This is a genomic window from Solitalea canadensis DSM 3403 (genome assembly GCF_000242635.2).
Classification (GTDB): Bacteria; Bacteroidota; Bacteroidia; order Sphingobacteriales; family Sphingobacteriaceae; genus Solitalea; species Solitalea canadensis.
On record NC_017770.1, the window covers coordinates 1,736,798 to 1,756,618 of the forward strand.

Consider the following 19,821-nt stretch of genomic DNA (forward strand, 5'->3'; position numbering starts at 1 on the left):
AGATATTATTTATATTAATAAACTATGAAACTTGTTGAACTTAGTTTACCACAACCCGATACTTTTCCAATAAAAGGCAAGCTTACATTTGCGCCATTCCTGGAGTTTCTTAAAGAAAAGGTGGCGACTGTTAGTTCTATTGAAAGAAAAGTTTATAGTGAAATTATTGATAGAATTGAATCTTGTCCGGATTTATTAGATACCTCAATTGACTCTTTAAAAGATAAAGAAGAGTTGATTAGCTTAATTAAACTGTCATTAATGCCGCTTGCAGCAAACGAAGAGACGCAATTGATGGCATTAAGTTCTCCTTTTCCACCTACGCTTTTCTATTATACTGACGCATTTGAGAAAACTTTTTTGAATGCGGATGGACATTTAAAAGATTTAACAGTTGATCCTTTCGGAAGCCCGGAAAGAGATCTTCGATTTGTTTATAAGATCATTTTTGATAAATGCTATAACCTTCGTGTTGGAATAGGGGGTATGTTTATGCAAAAATGGGTTGAAGGGGAACAAAACAGTATCAAGTATTTAAAGGTAAACCTCGATAATAGGTTTATTAAAGTTGACGTAGATGGAGAACTCCCTGATATCAGTGCTTACTTGGTCGACCTACAAAATACCGGTTTTTCTAATTTCGATTTACTTAAAACCATATTGCCCCTGGAGAAATTTACGTTGTCGGGCTTTACCATATTAACGGTTGAAGATGCGACTTCAGAAGAAGCATTATCTATCATCAAAAATGCCGTATTGAATATGCATACCCAGGAATCGGAATTGACCATGTCGCAGGTGGAAGATGGCCTAAAGACATTGTTAGGTAACCGTAAGTTATGCATTGGTATCATGCCTTTTTTAAAGGTGAATGACCAGGTAATTATTGATGAGGAAATTAAATCTGAGCATATTTTGATAAATACAATGGAGGTATGTCCTAATCATATAAGCTACAGGGATTCAGCAAGGTTCTTTGAAGAAAAAAAAGAACCCTTATTTATCCCGGTTGTTGATGAGCAGGCCGTTGCTCAGTACCCTTATCTTAAAACGTTGCTTGATAAAAGAATTCATAGTTACCTGGCGATTCCCATCTATAATAATGGCAAACCTTTAGGCGTGTTAGAAATTGGTGCTCCAGATGCCGGCTTTCTGACTACAGAAGTGATGCATTCTGTAAAACAGGCTACACCAATTATTAAAGAGTTGTTTTTCTATATGGTGGAGCGTTTTAAAGCCAGGATGGATAAGTTAATTAAGAAGAAATTTACCTCTTTGCAGCCGGCTGTTGAATGGAAATTCAATGAAGTGGCATGGGAATATCTTAAAAACAAATCTGCAATTGAAGCTCCCGTTCCTGATATTATTTTTGATAATGTTTACCCATTGTATGGGGCGATAGATGTCAGAAACTCGTCTATAGAACGAAACATTGCCATTCGTAAAGATATTTTGAACCAAATTGCCGAAACGGAAGATTTACTGGACCTGTTTAGCTTAAAAGTTAAATTGCCATTATTGGAGAAGTTGCTGTTTAAATGTAATCAATTTCGGGAGTTAACGGCCAGGCAACTCAGTACTGAGGATGAAGTGCGGATCAATGATTTCTTTAGAGCAGACATAGCTGATTTTTTTGAGTACATTTTAAAGGTAGATACTACTTACTTACCTCATATTGAAGAATACGAAGAAGCAACGGATGAACTAACAGGAAAATTCCACTTGCATCAGCGAGAATATGAGGCAGGACTTGCAAAGATTAATGGAGTGATCAATACCTATCTGGATAAAGAGAAAGAAGAAGTACAGCAGATCTATCCGCATTATTTTGAAAAATACAGAACCGATGGGGTTGAATATAACATCTATATCGGCCAATCGATTGTACCTAAAAAGCCATTTGATTCAGTTTATCTGAAGAATCTTCAGTTATGGCAATTAACTTCGATGGTTGAGATTGCCCGGTTAACTAAAAATATTTTGCCTGATTTGGATATTCCACTGCAGACAACGCATTTGATCCTTGCCTATCGACAACCTATATCAATTAGCTTTAGAAAAGATGAAAGAAGATTTGATGTAGAAGGTTCTTATAACATCAGGTATGAGATCATGAAAAAGCGAATTGATAAAGCATTGATCAAAGATACCAAGGAACGTTTTACCAAGGAGGATCATATTTCGATTGTCTACTCTAATGCAAAGCAAGCGGATGAATACCTGCAGTATATTGAATTCCTCCAGAACAAAGGCATGTTAGCGCCTGAGGTTGAAAATGTTGAACTGGAGGAACTACAAGGTGTTAGCGGTTTAAATGGTTTGCGCGTAAGGGTTCTTTATAATCAAGACTAAAATCTGAAACCCAGGGTTACATAAGGAAGGTTTTCTTCCCTTGAATGCCCGAAAATAGCAGTTACCACCAGCATGTTAACCGGCGAGAGGTAAATGCCTCCGCCAATACCGTTATGCCATTTCGATGAGTTTTCGCCTTCTATCCATACACGTCCAATATCTTTATAACCTATAATGCCAAGACTACCGGGAAATAGGTAGGTCCTAAAATCCAAAAGTTTATACCTGAATTCGAAATTGTTATATAAAAAGCTGGTGCCAGCAAACCGATTTTTACGGAATCCCATTAAATGGGTTCCTCCAATATAGTGATGCTGGAAAAAGGATGGATTTCCTCCTGTAAAGCCACCTCCAACTCGGTCGGCAATTACCAAACGTGCTGGTAGATGAAAGCTCATAAACAAACTCAAATCACTTCTTAATTGTGTGAAATCATTGCTCTCCTTATTTAAGCCATAGATAGATTTAAAGCTGGTTTTCCAGTAAATACCACGGCTCGGTAAAACTATATGGTCTCTGGTATCTATAATCGCATCCATTTGAATGCCTGTATAAAATTTGGTACTGAAAAGATTGGGTTCGTCCAGTTTGTTTAACGCAGGATCAGCAATAAAACGCCCTTCGTTATCGCTTTCATCCATTTTAAAATATTGAAAAGATGGGCCGATATCGAACTTTATTTTACTTCCTAATTTGAATTGGAATGCGGGATTTAAGTTAAATACATTATATCTACTTCGATAAAATGTAATCGTTTCATTTGCTGAATCATAAATGGTTTCATTTCCTAAACCAAAGAAGTTTTCAGTATTTTTCGGACCGAGTGTTTCTGCATCGATCACTAAACCCGTTTTTCCGAATACCTCATTAAACTGAGCATGGTATTTAAAGTAAAATGCTTTGGTAGATAAGGAATGCCCTAAAACGATACGTTGACGTGATGCCTCCGGTTTCTTCAAATAAGCATAGTTAACCAATGTTAATGCGGCTCCGATAATAACACCATCATCAAGGTTGTAACCGGCTATTAAAGAGGGTATTTGCTGATTGTATTTAAAATCCCGACTCACATAAGTGTTTCCTTCATCTTTTGACGATAACTTAAGCTTGACATTACTTTCAACTTCCAGGTTATTTTTTTCCTGTTGATGATCGTATATAAAGATTTTTCCGGGTGATCCCGTATTGGAAGCAACCTTAAACGTATCTATATCTCCTCCGCCAATTACCTTTATTTTTATAGGGGATGAATTATCTCCACTAATGTCAAAAACATCTGAGCCTTTTTCTCCAAATAATCGAATTTCTTTAGTTACCGATGGATTAAACTCCCGCTGATAAATCTCTTTTTTGATTTGCTGATCTTTAGCAATTTTGTGAATACTTACCGCTACCTTGCCACTATCTAATCGTTTAATAGCGAATAATTCCTGATTATTAGAGGTTGACACATCTACTTGATTGGAAAGGTATTTATAGAAAATAAGTGCGTTTTGCACTAATATATCCCGTCGGCTTTTTAAGCTTGAGGCGATGGTGTTAACCGTTTCGCGAGGGAGTTCAGGAGGGAAGCCTTTCATTGCGGCATCAATAACACTATCTGTAAGCGATTCTGCTACTTCCATTGAAATTTTCTTCCAGTCTTTTTCTTCCAGTTCGTTTAAGAAATCTCGATCGAAAAATTTAGCTCCCATCATAAATCCATTCACATTTTTGATTTTTGGCCCAAAACCCTGGAACATCGGTAACAACCACGGAGCAGAAACCATTTTGGGTAAAACACCCTGATTTACAAAGAAAGCCTGATCTCTGTCGCGCGGAATGGGGTAGAACCTTTTTCCTTTCCCTTTTTCTACATAAGCCCAACGCCACTGGTCTTCATGACGGTCCCAATCACCAATTACAAGATCAAATAACCGAGCCCGCAAAACAGCTTTCTGGTCAACTGAATTATCGTTATCCTTTTTCAACGCCTTTACCATTTTAGGTGTTGTTAGTGTTTTACCTGGCATTACAGGTTCGCGTTGTTCTAGCAGACACAACGTATTGGCAAAGTCTTTCCGGTATTGGCCTAAAAAAGGATCGTCGGGAACAAAAACAATTTGAGGTTTTGCATGCGGTATGTTTAAGGCAGTTGCCATTGTGCTGATCACCAATGGAGCGTAAGGCATAGCTGCAGAAATTTGATCTTGTAAAACTTCACGGGCAACCGTTTCTCTTAATTCTGCGGGTAAAGCCATTTCGGGTGATTTTCTGATGGTTCTTAATGCCCACTCTAAACCAGCCGTATCCGCCAATCGCAACGATTTAGTTTGATGTCCGCCACCTTGTTCCAATATTTTAAAACCTCCACCTTCTTTCCGGAGGTTTATAATTTTAGTGTTAACAGGGAGATTCCAGATCTTACGATAATTTTCACCTAGAATAAATCGTTTAAAACTGCCGGCTTCTTCATAACGACTATCCGCTACTACAACAGTACTATCTGGATAATTAACAATAGAGTCGGTTGTAACGGTTGATTGTATTACGTCTTTTAATTGATAAACATTCGACGCAAAAGCTTGCTTATCTTCCGCTTTATCATTTACCGTATAATACTGAACATTCAATTCACCGTTTGCGGTTTGCTCCAAAACGGCATAACCATGCCCCGGATTAACAAACAGTGCATTCCTGCCTTCACGAACCCTGCTTTCATTATAACCTGAACCACTAACAATGTAAGTTTTAGCGTCTTCCTTTATCAATTGCAAGTCATGGTCGTGCCCTGAAACAAATACCAATTGCTTATAATCCTTCAGTGTTTCCTCTACACTAGTTACCATTTTTTTGTATTTCGGATGTGGCAAGTCTTGAATATTGCCAAAAACAGAACGAGAAATAGGGTAGATAGAGCCAATAATAGGCAAGGGTATGTACAGGTTTTTGTTGAGATCTGTAAAAGGAAAAATGTGTTGCTTGATGGTATAGTAGCCGCCATGAATCCCATTACTTCTGAAAGGGTGATGCATGGCAATGATAATCGCTTTGTCGCGGTTTTTATAAGCCAGTTCACTTAGTTTGGCGAGTACTTCGTCGGCTGTTTTACAGATACAATCAGAGGTTAAACCGGGTTTGTCATACGGATGAAGCCACCATTGTGTATCCAACACTAACATCACCAGTTTGTCACTTAAAATAACCTCTTCGGGACCCGGACAACCATCTTTGGGTAATAGTCTTATGTTAGGTGATTTTAAACTATCCAACCATTCCTGTTGATTTAAAATGCGTTGGTAACCAGGAGGCCTTCCTTGCGCCCAGTCGTGATTTCCGGGAATGAAAATTACTTTCGACTGCTTATGAAGTCCAACCACCGATTGATATTTTAATATTTCTACAGCTTCGTGATAATTTGGATGATCTTCATCATACATTCCTCTTTCATAAACGTTATCACCCAGATAAACCAAAGTGGTAGTAGAGTCGCTCAGTGAAAAACGTTTTGTTGCAGCATCAACCACCGGATTTCGTCCGTTAATTAATCCACCTGCATCACCAATTAATATCACACGGTGAACAACTTGCTGGGCACTTGCCGCTGCCGACAGCAAAAGAAAGCCTAAGAGAAATATAGATTTTAAAAGTTTGCAATGAGTTGATCTCATAAATTAAGGCTTGTAGGAAAACTTGTAAATATTGGCAAAACTGTTCTTCGCTTCGTTAGAAATGTAGAGATCTCCGTTACTGCTAAACGCAATTCCTTCAGGCTGCTTAAACAGCTTTGGATCGAGTTTGTACACCGATTCGATTTTGCCTTTTAAATCCGTGATGATTAATCGTTTTTGTTGATGAGAGAGGATATAGAGTTGGCCGGTTACCGGATGAATCTCAGCTGCTGAAGGTTGGAACTGTGCCCCTTTTTTTTCTTTCTTTTTTCCCGTGGGTTCACTTAAATCATCCGTAATTGTAATTTGAAAAACGGGAGACCTGTTAAATTGATGAGTAGCAAGGTCGAAGCTAAAGGCAGATACCACACCGTCATCATTACTACATTTTTTACAGATAATGACAAGGTTGTTGGACGATTTATCATGATACAAGCTTTCAAATTCATAGCCTGTTTTTTCAGGAAAATCATATTCTGTATGTGTGAATTTATGGTCGCTGGTATCTCTTAGCTGGTAAATTGCTCCATTGCTCTTTAACACATACCAAACACCATTAACATTGCAGATATCTTCATAATCGCCCGATTTACCAAACTTAACACCTTCGTCTGCTTTTTTGGTTTGAAGATCAATAGTGAAAAGATAACCTTCTTCATCATTAATGGCTGCCAGTTTCTTTCCGTCAGGGTAAAATGCGATACCTGATATTTCATCTAACAATTCGTTAAATGTTATTTTATCATCAGGCTGTACAAGATTATAACCTTTGGGCGAAGCGTTTTTTTGTGCTTTAGAGTCTGGATTACAGGCAAATGTTAAGACTGTTATTGCCAGTCCGGTGATTAAAAAGTAAAATTTTATCATATTTTAATATAAGATAAAAACACGAAATTTAGTTTAACTTGTTATAGTAGAAAATAACCAATAATTTATGACTACATATCCGGAATTACTTACCGAAATAGAAAAGTACGTGAGATCACTTTACGCTTCTCATGATAGTGAACAACTTACTTACCACAATTTGCAACATACACTTGATGTAGTAAAAGCATCTGAGCAAATAGGTGCCCATTACCAACTAAACCTTCACGACCTGTTTATTGTTTTATCGGCGGCATGGTTACATGATATTGGTTATTTATACACAACACCTGCTTTACATGTTCCTGAAAGTGCTGTACAGGCAGAAAAATACCTTAAAAATCTACATGTTGAAGATGATATTATTGAACAAATAAAAGGTTGTATTCTGGCTACACAATTACCTCAAAAACCGAAAAATTTATTAGAAGAAATCGTTTGCGACGCCGATCTTTTTCATCTGGGTACAGCTGATTATGATGAAAAAAGTAAAAGCCTGCGAGCAGAGTTGGAGTTAATCACCAACAAAAAGCTCAAGGGCAGTCAATGGCGTGAGAATTCCATTTTTTTTCTCGAATCACACCAATATAATACAGATTTCGCCCGCACACTTTTAGCACAAGGCTTGAAAGGAAATGTTAATAAGCTGAAAGAAAAACAAAAGGAAAAGGAAGCTGAAAAAATGAATGAGTCGTTTGTTCAGGAAACATTACCGCTTGCTGAAGGAAAGAAAGAAAAGAAACAAAAAGATAAAGAGGAGGATAAGCCGGGTAGGGGAATTGAAACAATGTTTAGAACCACCTCTACAAATCACTTGCGATTGAGCGAGATGGCCGATAGTAAAGCAAATATTATGATTTCTGTCAACTCAATTATTGTTTCCATTGTCATTTCAGTTTTATTAAGACGCTTGGAAGATAACCCTCATTTTATTCTTCCGACCATTTTATTTGTTGCTTCGAGTTTGTTTACCATTGTGTTTGCCATTTTAGCCACGCGCCCGACAGTAACCTCTGGAATGTTTTCGAAAGACGATATTGAAAACAAACGCGCCAACTTATTGTATTTTGGTAATTTCTATAGAATGAGCTTAAAAGATTACGAATGGGGAATACAGGAAGTAATGAAAGATAAAGACTTTTTATATGGAAGTATGACCCGTGATATTTATAACCTTGGATTGGTATTAGGTCGTAAATATAAAATGCTACGGATAGCCTATAATATATTCATGTTTGGTTTTGTGATCTCAGTTCTTTCATTTGCTATTGCGGCATTTTTCTTTGCAAAAGACTAAATAGTTATGACGCCTGTTTTTTTCGACAGAGATTTAAGTTGGTTATTATTTAATTACAGGGTTTTGCAAGAAGCCCAGGCAACAGAGGTTCCGGTTTACGAACGGATAAAATTCCTTTCCATCTATTCTTCCAACCTTGATGAGTTTTTTAGGGTTAGAATGCCGGTTTTATTGGCTACAGCCAATATTGAATTACCGGATGTTGTTGATCAAATCGTTACGAATGACCTGCTAAAGCAAGTTCAGTTAACAGTAAGCAAACAACAGCAGGAGTTTGGGGCCACATTGATCCACTCAATTATTCCCGAATTAAAAAAACATCATGTGTTTTTTAATTATGGAAAGAATATTCCTGATGAATATCGTGATTACACAAGGGATTATTTCTTTACCCGTATCCTGTCATTTTTGCATCCCGTTTTTTTGAACGGAAAAAGTGATTTTTTACTGGAAAATAATTGCATTTACTTCGCTCTGCTATTAAAATCGAAAGGAGTAGAAAACTCCGGTAATCAATATGCGTTAGTAAACATACCGTCTACTCATTTACCCCGGTTCGTTTCGGTTAGATCTTCGGTCGATTTTCAGTTGTTCTTTATAGATGATATCATCCGGGATAACTTCCAGGTAATTTTTCCGGATCATGAGGTGTTGGAATGTTGCAGTATTAAGATTACCCGAAATGCCGAGCTGAATATCATTGATGAATTTAGTCCGGATATAGCTGAGTTACTCCAAAACGAAATTGAAAAGCGTGACTTTGGAGTTCCTACACGTTTTCTGTATGAAGAAGGCATATCGGAAACCTTGCTAAATTACCTTCAGCACTTTTGTGCATTATCGCCTAATGAAATGTTTGCGGGAGGGCGATATCATAATCTGAAAGACCTTGCGAACTTACCCAACCCTATAGGGAAACAGCTGGAATATGAGACGTGGCCTGCTCAGCATCATCCCGAACTTAAAAACATTGACTCTATTTTTACAGCCATTGATAAAGCGGATCAACTTATTCATCTTCCTTATCAATCCTACGATTACATTTTACGCTTTTTTAATGAAGCTGCAATTGATCCGAGTACCGAAGAACTATTTGTGACGCTTTATCGTATTGCAGCTGATTCCTATATCGCCAATGCATTGATAGGCGCAGCTAAAAACGGAAAAAAAGTAACAGTTTTTGTGGAGTTGAAGGCTCGTTTTGATGAAGCGAATAATATTCGTTGGGCCAAGAAAATGAAAGCTGCAGGCGTTAAGATTGTCTATAGCATTCCGGGTTTAAAAGTACATGCAAAAATTGCTTTGGTACATAAAAAGTCTGGGTTGAAACATAGTTACTATGGATTATTGGCTACTGGAAATTTTAATGAAGCTACTGCTCGCTTTTATTGCGATCAGGTACTAATGACGACAAATAAGGACATCACTAAGGAACTTGATTTATTGTTTGCCTACCTGCAATCGAGAGAGCAGCCATCATCCTATAACTTTTTAAAATTTGAGCATTTGTTGGTGGCTCAGTTTAATTTACAACAACGTTTTGAGCTTTTGATCGATCGCGAAATTGAGCATGTGAAGCAAGGACGAAAGGGACGGATTGTCATCAAACTGAACAACCTGCAAGAGCGAAATATGATCGTAAAGTTGTATGAAGCCAGCTGTGCAGGGGTGAAGATCGACCTAATCATCAGAAGTATTTGTTGCCTTGTTCCGGGTATAACTGATCTAAGTGAAAATATTAGCATCACAAGAATTGTAGATCGTTACCTGGAACACTCGCGAATATTTTATTTTGCTAATAATGGAGAAGATGAATTGTTTATGGGATCAGCCGATTGGATGAACCGTAACCTGCATAGTAGGATAGAGGTGTGTTTTCCTGTACTGGCAGTAAATCCAAAAGAGCAGGTAAAACAGGTACTAAAGCTGCAGCTGAAAGGTAATAGTAAGGCTGTGGTGTTGGGAGAAGATAATACAACAGAACGGTTGCATCACAAAGCAGAAGAACGTCATCAATCGCAAGCGGAAATATATGATTATGTAAAGCTATTAAAGAAAAGTTCTTAAAGAACACACCCCTTGCTCCTCATGAGAGAGGTTAGGGGGTGTGTAATTATTAATTTAGTTACGCTAAGTTTTCAATAACGATAGCAGATGCACCTCCACCGCCATTACAAATACCAGCTACACCAATTTTACCTTTTTGTTGTTGTAAAACCGACATTAATGTAACAACAATACGTGCACCAGACATGCCAATAGGGTGACCCAAGGCAACGGCACCACCGTTTACGTTTACTTTCGAAGGATCGATCGCTAATTCGCGGTTGTTTGCCACTGAAACCACTGCAAAAGCTTCGTTGATCTCAAAAGCATCCACAGACTTAATGTCAATATTAGCTTTTGCTAAAGCACGAGGAATCGCTTTTGCCGGAGCAGTTGTAAACCATTCAGGCGCTTGTTGAGCATCTGCAAAAGAAATAATGCGTGCCAATGGTTTTATGCCTAACTCTTTTGCTTTATCAGCACTCATTAATACAACAGCAGCAGCGCCATCGTTAATGCTTGAAGCGTTAGCAGCTGTAACGGTACCTTCTTTTTTGAAAACAGGACGTAAGCCTGGAATCTTGTCGAATTTAACGGCTTTAGGCTCCTCATCTTCACTGATTACAACAACTCCGCCTTTTCCCTCAATTTCCACAGGAACGATTTCCTCTTTAAATAAACCTTTTTCTTGTGCAGCTAATGCACGTTTATAAGATTCGATGGCAAAATTATCTTGATCTTCACGGGTAATATTACAGTCTGTCGCACAAAGTTCGGCAGCGCTACCCATATGATAATCATTATATACATCCCATAATCCGTCTTTAATTAAGCCATCAACTACTTGTTGATTTCCTAAACGGTAGCCCTGACGAGCTTTATCTAAGTAATAAGGAGCATTACTCATGCTTTCCATACCACCGGCAACCACAATGTCATTATCACCGTTCATGATCGATTGTGCAGCAAGCATAATTGCTTTTGTCCCTGATGCACAAACTTTGTTCACAGAAGTAGCCGGAATAAATGGTAAACCTGCAAATTTTACAGCTTGGGTAGCAGGAGCTTGCCCTACGTTTGCAGATAATACATTGCCCATAAATACTTCCTGAATAAGTTCAGGTTTAACGCCTGAGCGTTCAACGGCAGCTTTTACGGCAATGGCACCTAATTTGGTGGCAGATAATGAAGATAAACTGCCTCCCATACTGCCTATCGGGGTACGAGCGACAGAAACAATTACAACTTCTTTCATGCTAAATATATAAGGTTTTATTGATTGCTATTGGCTTGCAATTTAGGCAATTTTATATTATGTATAATGAAAACACTTGGGTGCCTAATGCTGTTTTTTCAAAAGGCAGAATTTTATTTTTATTGAAGTTAAGATTAGGCTGATAGGGAGGGTTAATTAAATTCTGTTGCTGGTAGCCGGTTTATAAGGTAAATGTTTACATTATTGTATTAATTTGTATTTTGATCAACATCATATAGATATACAGCGTGATTATTAACAGTAAAATATTAAGGTTCTTTAGAGTAAAGTATGCTGATACTTACCATATTATTATGTTGCTTTCGTGCATAATGGTGGTGGTGCTGATACTTCCAAAGGAAAAACGTTTTAAATACGAGTATGAAAAAGGTAAGGTTTGGATGCACTCAGATTTGGTTTCGCCTTTCAATTTTGCCATTGAGAAAACACCTAAAGAAATAACTGCTGATAAAAAGGACGCAATAGATGCTGTTTTGCCTGTTTATAAGTTTGCCGACAGGATAACTGCCATTGAGCAGGAGGCTTTTAAGATTGATTTTGACACCAAATGGAAAGCTAAGTTTCAGGGAAATAACAGTCGTTCGAAAAATTTTAAAGCAGGTATTGATTTAATTGATGAATTCTATAAAAAAGGGATCATCGAACTGAATAATCATTATCAAAAGAAGAAAAATGCAGATTATTACCTCACCATTGTACAGAATAATGTAGCAACCAATGTTAATTCATCTGCATTATATACTCCTTCACGCGCATTGGATTATGCGAAGGCCAAGTTAAACAAAGCGAATGATGATATTGAACAGGGCTTCCTGTTGGATATTATACAGGATCATGTGCAACCTAATGTGATCTTCGACGAAAATCTTACCCAAAAATTGGAGCGTGAATCAGAGGAAAGTGTGTCTTTGTATAAAGGGATGGTACAAAAAGGGGAGCTTATTGTTGCGAAAAACGATGTGGTAACGGATGATGTTTATAAGAAGATCGAATCGCTGCGAAAAGAATATGAACAAACCGGTTTGTTTTCCGGAAAAAGAGAGATCGTTGCCTTGGGACAAGTAATTGTAGTAGGTATTTCACTTTCCCTGTTGATCATTTTCCTTTATTTATTCCGTAAAGATATTTACAACGATTACCGTCAGCTTTCGCTGATACTGATCATTGTTACAGGAATGCTTGTAGCTTTATCATGGGCCATAAAAATTGAATTACCAAGCATCTATTATATACCTTATTGTATTGTACCGATTATTATCAGGTTGTTGTTTGATGCGCGCCTTGCATTAAATATTCACATTTTGGTGGTATTAATAGCAGGCTTCTTCGTCCCGAATGGATTTGAGTTTACTTTTTTCCAAATCACTGCAGGTATGACGGCCATTTACAGTATTCAAAACCTGTTACGGAGATCACAATATCTTGTATCAGCTTTCTTAATCTTGTTAACCTACCTGGTTTGTTTTGCTGGGGTTTCATTTATTCATGAGGGGAATTTTTCTAAAGTTGAATGGATACATGTGGCGCCATTTGTGTTGAGCGTACTGCTTTCATTGCTGGCCTATCCAATGATCTATTTGTTTGAAAAGCTATTCGGTGTTACCTCAGATATTACGTTGATGGAGCTTTCGAATACGAACAATCCTTTATTACGCGAATTAGCATTTAAAGCACCTGGAACCTTCCAGCACTCGATGCAGGTGGCTAATCTGGCAGAAGCGGCTATTTATAAGATAGGAGGCAACGCATTGTTAGTGAGGACAGGTGCATTGTATCACGATATTGGTAAAATGCGTGCACCTAACTATTTTATAGAGAACCAGAAAAAAACTGGAAATCCACATGATGAGCTTACTTATGAAGAAAGTGCCCGTATCATTATCCGACATGTTACCGATGGGGTAGAGATAGCCCAAAAGAACCGCATACCCGACGCTGTGATTGATTTTATTCGTACTCACCATGGTAATACAAGAGTCGATTATTTTTATCAGTCGTTTCTTAAGAATTTCCCTGACCGCATTTTTGATGAGCAGGTATTCCGTTATCCCGGTCCGATTCCATTTTCAAAGGAAACCGGAGTGTTGATGCTGGCTGATTCGGTGGAGGCCGCCTCAAGAACACTTAAAGATCCGGATGCCCGCAGTATTGATATATTGGTAGAGAAAATTATTAACTACAAACTGGAGCAACAACAGCTAATAAATACTGATATTACCCTAAAAGATATTGAAACAATTAAGCAAATCTTCAAACAAATGCTCATGAGTATCTATCACGTGAGGGTAGAATACCAGTCGGCAGGCATAAAATTGCCCGAAAAAGAGGCATTAGAATCATAAATTGAAAAATAATGAAAAAATAATTGGCTGAAAGTGAGGCTGTGAGCTCTATAGGCCGAAAATAATTGGAAAAAGTTTTTGCATCGAAGTTCTTATTTCTATATTTGCATTCCCGTTACGAAACGGAGTTCTTAAATAAGTTTTCAAAAGCAGGTGAGGTGCCTGAGAGGCCGAAAGGAACGGTTTGCTAAACCGTCGTACGCCAAAAGTGTACCGAGGGTTCGAATCCCTCCCTCACCGCTTAAAATTTTCGGGGTGTAGCGTAGCCCGGTATCGCGCCACATTTGGGATGTGGAGGTCGTAGGTTCGAATCCTGCCACCCCGACGAAAATTTAAGAACAAAAGTTAGTAACGCCTCGGGGTGTAGCGTAGCCCGGTATCGCGCCACATTTGGGATGTGGAGGTCGTAGGTTCGAATCCTGCCACCCCGACCACAAGCTTAACAAGCAAAGTCAAAACCCTCTAAATTATATGATTTAGAGGGTTTTTTCTTTTTCTCCTATCATCTAAAATCAAAACAAATCAAATTTCTGGTGAGCTATTGGTGAGTTGATTTATGTTTAATAAATTGATTAAATAATGTACTTAAATTGTTGAAAATCAATTTATTAGCATACGAAAATCAGTGAGTTAAATCGGAACAGGAACAAAAGTTGTGGAGTTTAGGCTAAAAGCTGATTTTTGTGGATCAAAAAAAGAATAATGCACGATTCCTTTCAAGCCCTTCTTCACTTGGTTATTCCCGAAGGTGTTTCAGATTATTTCAAACTGGTTGACCATAAAACGCAGGCCAACTCCATTCATATTTACCTGGAAGAACTCAATAGTATTCCCCTGGAGTACCAGTCCAACCGGCTGCAATCCAAAGGTTTTTTCGATGAAGTGATTTTACAGGATTTTCCCCTCCGTGGCCGGGAGGTGTTCTTGCACGTGAAGCGTCGCCGATGGCTGAATTTAGATAGCAACAAAGTGGTTTTCCGTAACTGGGAGGTGGTGGCCAAGGGAACGCGAATCACCCAGGATTTTGCCGCTTTTTTAAAAGCTATCAGCCGATACCAAGGCACATAGCCTGCAAACGATCGGTTCATTTTACGGCATTAGCGGTAAAAAACTGCAACGCTATTATCGGGATAAGCTTAGTGACTACTCCCTTTGGGAACATAAAGTTAATGCTCGCAAGGGACTTGTTTTTGAACAGAATATGGGACCTTTTCTATCGATTGATGAAACCTCGCTCTCTCACGGAGAGCTCTATACGGTGGTGACCAACAAACAGGCAAAAGGGAAGGCAGGAACTTTAGTGGCCATTATGGAAGGCACTAAATCGGAAACGATCATCCCTTTGTTGCAAAAGCTATCGCCGAAACAACGCAATAAGGTACAGGAAATAACCCTAGACCTGGCGGGCAACATGAGCCTGATTGCCAAGAAGTGTTTTCCCAATGCCACCCGGGTGATCGATCGGTTTCATGTGCAGCAGTTGGCCACAGAAGCCTTGCAGGAGATAAGAATTAAATACCGCTGGCAAGCAATCGATGCAGAAAATCAAGCAATAGAAGATGCTAAAACAGCCCAAGTAACCTACTGCCCTCCGGTTCTCTCCAATGGAGAAACGCTCAAGCAACTGTTGGCCAGAAGCAGGTACCTCTTGTATAAAAAAGAGGATAACTGGACTGTCGAACAGGCCCAGAGGGCCGACCTGTTATTTGAACGATACCCCGATCTAAGAAAAGCCTATGAACTCACTCAAAAACTATCTTGGATCTTTAGTACTACCACAGATAAATTATATGCTTTTGTAAGATTGGCCAAATGGAACGAACTGGTGGAACAATCGGGATTCAAGTCGTTCAATACCCTCTCCAGAACAATTATTAATCACCACCAACACATACTCAACTACTTCGGACAACAAAAGTACCAATGCTTCGGCCGAATCGTTCAATGCCAAGATCAAAGCGTTCAGAGCTCAATACAGAGGGGTGGGAAATGTGAATTTTTTCCTTTTCAGGCTGGCTAAATTATATGCTTAGTCCACAGATTTTGGACCTGATCCGTTAAATCGCCTTTTAAAGCGAATTGTTTCATTTTAATGTGATTTGTTACATTATCCTCTTTAAATAGCAAGCCTCATCCTTTCAATAAGTATTCTCTGCCCAAGCTATCTTCAGATCAGACGTTTCAGTTTACATCGGATTAATTAATACGAACGGAATGTTCTGTTCCTCAAGAATTAATCGCACTGCAATAGGAGAGTAGAACAGCTGATTGATAATATAAATATGGTAACATGATCAAAAACATGTTTCATCAGCAATACTAATAACACCTTTGTTTTCAAGCAATCAAAATCATTATGAAGGTTAAATATCTTAAAAAAATAAAGATCTAATCTTCAAAGGTGCTTAAACAGAAAACATCTGGAAATTAGCTCTGAATACCTATGAAACTATTGTAAGCTCTTATTTTAATTAATAATACATGAAATACTCTACTCTACTTTTGATTATACTGCTATGCGCAGTTTTTTCACAAAACCTATCAGCATCTGTAAAAGAATACAGTACCAGTGTCACGACTGATACCATCAAAGAAAGGACTTTGTTAAGTACGAGGTTATATTCCCTCGAGAAGGTGATCAGTCTGCAACAGGAGAATAAAGAATTAAGCAGAAAAGTAAGCTGAAAGTGATTCTTATGAAAAGGTTAATTATTCTTTTAATGGTTGCGGGAGCAACTATAAGGACTGTTTACGGCCAAAAATCTCCAGGAGTATTGCCCCCTTCTCCAGTAACAGCTGAATTTACCAAATACATTACTCATCCGGTGAATATGTATAATGGTCTTGCCGATGTTTCCATCCCATTGTACACGATTCAGCTTAAAGGAGGTCTTAGCATTCCTATAAGTCTTTCTTATCACGGCTCAGGCATTAAAGTGGGCCAGGAACGGGGACAGGTGGGACAGGGTTGGGTGGTAAATCCCGGTTACCGTATCTCCCGCACGATGTATGGTTATGCTGATGAGCGGGAAACGATGCCGGACGATTTCAGTGATGCCATTAGCCGGTTAAATGCCGGAGCCGAACTGGATAAATACGTGGCCCGTTTTATGCCACCCAATGAGAGCGACCGACCGAGTTGCAGTTACGACATGCAATTGGACGGAGAATATGATCAGTTCAGTTACTCGCTACCGGCAGAATCCGGTAGTTTTATCATCAAGGACCGCAAGAAAAAACTGGTTCAAAACCTGGATGAAAGTTCATTGCTACAAACCACCTATTCCCTAGGTACAAGCATCAATAACTTTGCCCCAGGCATCTTGGGTTTTAAACTGACAGACGATGCAGGTAACCGCTATCATTTCGGTGAGTACATGTCGTTAAAGGGTAACTATGTATGTGAAACGACTTCTTCACAATACAACCTTAGAGTAAACACCGCTTGGGCGCTGACCGATATTGTCTCTCCTTTGCAGGAGAACGTTCACTTTGATTATTCCCAAATTAATGTAGGCGGTTGGAATCCTCGGGCCAGAAATCTAACTATTGCAGAGGTAGTAAATGGTTGGGGGGATGATCATTTATATTCATTTTTAAATGAAAATAATGAAGGAGTTGACGGCTCCTACATATCTTTTGCCATAGACCAAATCACCAGTCCGAATGAGACCGTAAAGATTTCACATACAAATGGATCTATTGCTTCGATTTCCATTTATAACAAAAGCAATGAGCTGTATAAAAGCATACAGTTTTATTCCAACTCAGGCCTGTTGGACTCCCTCAGCATTCACGATCAACTGAATAAGAAGGTGGAAATGTATAGATTCAACTATTACAAAGACCAGCTTCCCCAGGGTGCTCTTTTTGTAGCCGATCAGTGGGGATATTATCTTCAGGCATCCAACTCCAACAATGTATATCACAAGCAATTCGAAGATGACCAAATGTGGTTGCTATTCCGTGACGGAGGCCCTAACGGATGGGTCACGATGAGAAGTCTTCTTACCGGAACTCAACGAGATGATTTATATACTGGTTATCCTCCAACGATGTATGCATTAAAAAGTATTACCTATCCTACAGGGGGAATGACGCAATATACCTATGAGTCCAACCGATACTGTGATGATAGGGACAAAAATGGGGGAGGGTTACGTATTAAACAGATAAAAAGTACCGATGGTGTCACAGGTCAGTCCATCATTCGGGATTATGTATACGGTGTTGATGAAAGCGGTAGTGGGACTGCAACCTTATTATTAAGGCACCATCATTTTGCCAGTCAAGCACCTTTGATTCAATTGTTTTGCACATTATGGAGTGCTCAACAGGTGGTAAGCTACACCAGCAACGTACAAGGAGATATCGACCCAGGAGGCTTTATTTCCAGCCCGGTTGTTTATCCCCAAGTTGCTGAATATATCAGTTCCACAACTGAAGGAAATACAGCTGGTAAGACTATTTACAACTATGACCTAGGGTACCAGTTCAGTACCAATAGTTATGCAGTGGCTGACCGTGGGATGTCAGGCAAATACTTTGATTACCCGCACTATACCAGCCGTTACCGGTATTGGGATAAGCCCAAACTAAGCAGTCAGCTGGAATACCGAAGGACAGCATCAGGTGCTTATGAAAAGATAAAGGAAACAGTACTAAGTTATGAGAGTTTCTTCAATGTTTTTAGCGGCTTAAAGGTGCGCCCTTATGCCCGGTTGAAGGATGCTTATTACATTGAGGGGCAACCTTACTACAACGATATCGCATCATTTTTTCGTTTCGGCGAATATACCCTTGAAAGCGGTGCTAAGCAGTTAAAGGAGAAGAAGGAAACTCTCTATAGTTCTGCAGGGACAACAACTACTACTACCAGCTATAGCTATAACAGCCGTGGCCAGCTATCGGTGCAAACCGAACAGACTAGCAATTATGAACCGTTAAAAACCTACTACCGTTATCCACAAGAAGTGGTGAGTCAGGTTGATAGCCTTGCCAGTGCTGTAAGCTGTCCTATAGGCTTTATGGTTCGATCAAATATGATCGGAAAGCCTTTGGAAACCCAGCAGACCATTACCATCTCTGGTCAGGAAAAAGTTCTCTCTGCCAGTTTTACCGGATACAAAGGCTGGCAAATTAACAGAACCGGTACACCTGAGTACACCGTCCTTCCCTACAAGGAATATACATCAGTGTTGGAGCAGCCTCTGTTAAAGAGCAGTTACGTACCACTAAAAGCAAACCTTAGTAACAACACAGAAACTCTGGTATACGATCCGTGTCTCGAAGCAAAGCTAACGTTTGATGAGTACAATTCTTATGGAAACCTCAGTCAGTATACCGTTACTAACGGGACAACGGTTAGCTACTTATGGGATTATGCTAATCAGTTCCCGGTGGCACAGGGCATCAATGCACCGTTGCAAACAATAGCGCATACAAGTTTTGAAGCTGAGGGGAAAGGTAATATGAGTTTTAACCAGGGACGTATCTCCACAGACCTGAGCGCTCCTATTGGCACTAAATGTTATACATTAAGTACAACGGCATCCGATTACATTACAAGAGCTGGTTTAACGACCAGCCAGACTTACCTACTTTCTTACTGGGTCAAACAGGGGGTATCTCTTACCATTTCCGGAGGCACCTTAGGCACGCCGGTAAGTACCCAATCGCTAAATAACTGGACCCGTTACGAGCGTACCCTTACTAACGCTACTTCAGTTAGTTTCTACGGATCCGGGCTGATCGATGACATTAAACTCTATCCGGCAGGAGCCCACATGAGCAGCTACAGTTACAAGCCATTAGTAGGTATGACAAGTTCTACCGACATCAAGGGTCAAACGATGTATTATGAGTATGATGATTATCACCGCTTAAAATGCACCAAGGATCAGGATGGTAATATCATTAAAGTCTTAGACTATAATTATAAACATTAAGACAAGTAATGAGTATTACAAAGATTGGTTGTTTTTTAAACTA

General features: G+C 39.1%; 10 protein-coding genes, 3 tRNA genes and 1 pseudogene. 11 read left to right on the top strand and 3 right to left on the bottom strand.

What is annotated here, in order from left to right:
• The first annotated feature begins 24 nt into the window (after positions 1 to 24).
• Positions 25 to 2,352 (top strand): GAF domain-containing protein, encoded by a 2,328-nt coding sequence (locus tag SOLCA_RS07055; RefSeq protein WP_014679757.1) that lies wholly within the window; start codon positions 25 to 27, stop codon positions 2,350 to 2,352.
• Here the strand turns inward: SOLCA_RS07055 and SOLCA_RS07060 are convergent.
• Together SOLCA_RS07060 and SOLCA_RS07065 are read right to left on the bottom strand one after the other, a co-directional pair.
• Positions 2,349 to 6,002, bottom strand: coding sequence for a BamA/TamA family outer membrane protein (locus SOLCA_RS07060; protein ID WP_014679758.1), 3,654 nt, complete (start codon positions 6,000 to 6,002; stop codon positions 2,349 to 2,351). The two genes, SOLCA_RS07055 and SOLCA_RS07060, sit on opposite strands and share 4 nt — an antisense overlap.
• A gap of 3 nt (positions 6,003 to 6,005) precedes the next feature.
• Positions 6,006 to 6,869 carry an SdiA-regulated domain-containing protein gene (locus SOLCA_RS07065; RefSeq protein WP_014679759.1) on the bottom strand — a complete coding sequence of 288 codons (864 nt, stop codon included), beginning with the start codon at positions 6,867 to 6,869 and terminating at the stop codon, positions 6,006 to 6,008.
• 67 nt (positions 6,870 to 6,936) lie between these two features.
• Between SOLCA_RS07065 and SOLCA_RS07070 the strand changes: the two genes are divergently transcribed.
• Both SOLCA_RS07070 and ppk1 read left to right on the top strand, forming a co-directional pair.
• The gene (locus tag SOLCA_RS07070) at positions 6,937 to 8,166 is read left to right on the top strand and encodes a Pycsar system effector family protein (protein WP_014679760.1); all 1,230 of its coding nucleotides are present in this window, start codon (positions 6,937 to 6,939) and stop codon (positions 8,164 to 8,166) included.
• Between the two features lie 6 nt (positions 8,167 to 8,172).
• Positions 8,173 to 10,233 (top strand): polyphosphate kinase 1, encoded by a 2,061-nt coding sequence (gene ppk1 / locus SOLCA_RS07075; RefSeq protein ID WP_014679761.1) that lies wholly within the window; start codon positions 8,173 to 8,175, stop codon positions 10,231 to 10,233.
• A 58-nt stretch (positions 10,234 to 10,291) separates the two neighbouring features.
• On the opposite strand, the gene SOLCA_RS07080 is transcribed toward ppk1, so the two are convergent.
• Positions 10,292 to 11,467, bottom strand: a complete 1,176-nt coding sequence (locus SOLCA_RS07080; RefSeq protein ID WP_014679762.1) for an acetyl-CoA C-acyltransferase — start codon at positions 11,465 to 11,467, stop codon at positions 10,292 to 10,294.
• Between the two features lie 314 nt (positions 11,468 to 11,781).
• On the opposite strand from SOLCA_RS07080, the gene SOLCA_RS07085 reads away from it, so the two are divergent.
• The 8 genes and pseudogenes from SOLCA_RS07085 to SOLCA_RS07115 all read left to right on the top strand — a co-directional run bounded on the left by SOLCA_RS07085 (position 11,782) and on the right by SOLCA_RS07115 (position 19,778).
• Positions 11,782 to 13,830 carry an HD family phosphohydrolase gene (locus tag SOLCA_RS07085; protein WP_157604524.1) on the top strand — a complete coding sequence of 683 codons (2,049 nt, stop codon included), beginning with the start codon at positions 11,782 to 11,784 and terminating at the stop codon, positions 13,828 to 13,830.
• Between the two features lie 152 nt (positions 13,831 to 13,982).
• A tRNA-Ser gene (locus tag SOLCA_RS07090) sits at positions 13,983 to 14,070 on the top strand.
• 11 nt (positions 14,071 to 14,081) lie between these two features.
• A tRNA-Pro gene (locus tag SOLCA_RS07095) sits at positions 14,082 to 14,155 on the top strand.
• A 32-nt stretch (positions 14,156 to 14,187) separates the two neighbouring features.
• Positions 14,188 to 14,264: transfer RNA gene (locus tag SOLCA_RS07100), tRNA-Pro, on the top strand.
• Positions 14,265 to 14,532: 268 nt separating this feature from the next.
• Complete coding sequence (locus SOLCA_RS23435; RefSeq protein WP_042479065.1) at positions 14,533 to 14,898, top strand: ISAon1 family transposase N-terminal region protein; 366 nt, start codon at positions 14,533 to 14,535, stop codon at positions 14,896 to 14,898.
• Between the two features lie 43 nt (positions 14,899 to 14,941).
• Positions 14,942 to 15,685: pseudogene (locus SOLCA_RS07110) on the top strand (ISAon1 family transposase); the annotation flags it as partial.
• Between the two features lie 97 nt (positions 15,686 to 15,782).
• Complete coding sequence (locus tag SOLCA_RS23925; protein WP_281048062.1) at positions 15,783 to 15,863, top strand: hypothetical protein; 81 nt, start codon at positions 15,783 to 15,785, stop codon at positions 15,861 to 15,863.
• Between the two features lie 663 nt (positions 15,864 to 16,526).
• Complete coding sequence (locus tag SOLCA_RS07115) at positions 16,527 to 19,778, top strand: hypothetical protein (RefSeq protein WP_245536759.1); 3,252 nt, start codon at positions 16,527 to 16,529, stop codon at positions 19,776 to 19,778.
• Positions 19,779 to 19,821: the final 43 nt, after the last annotated feature.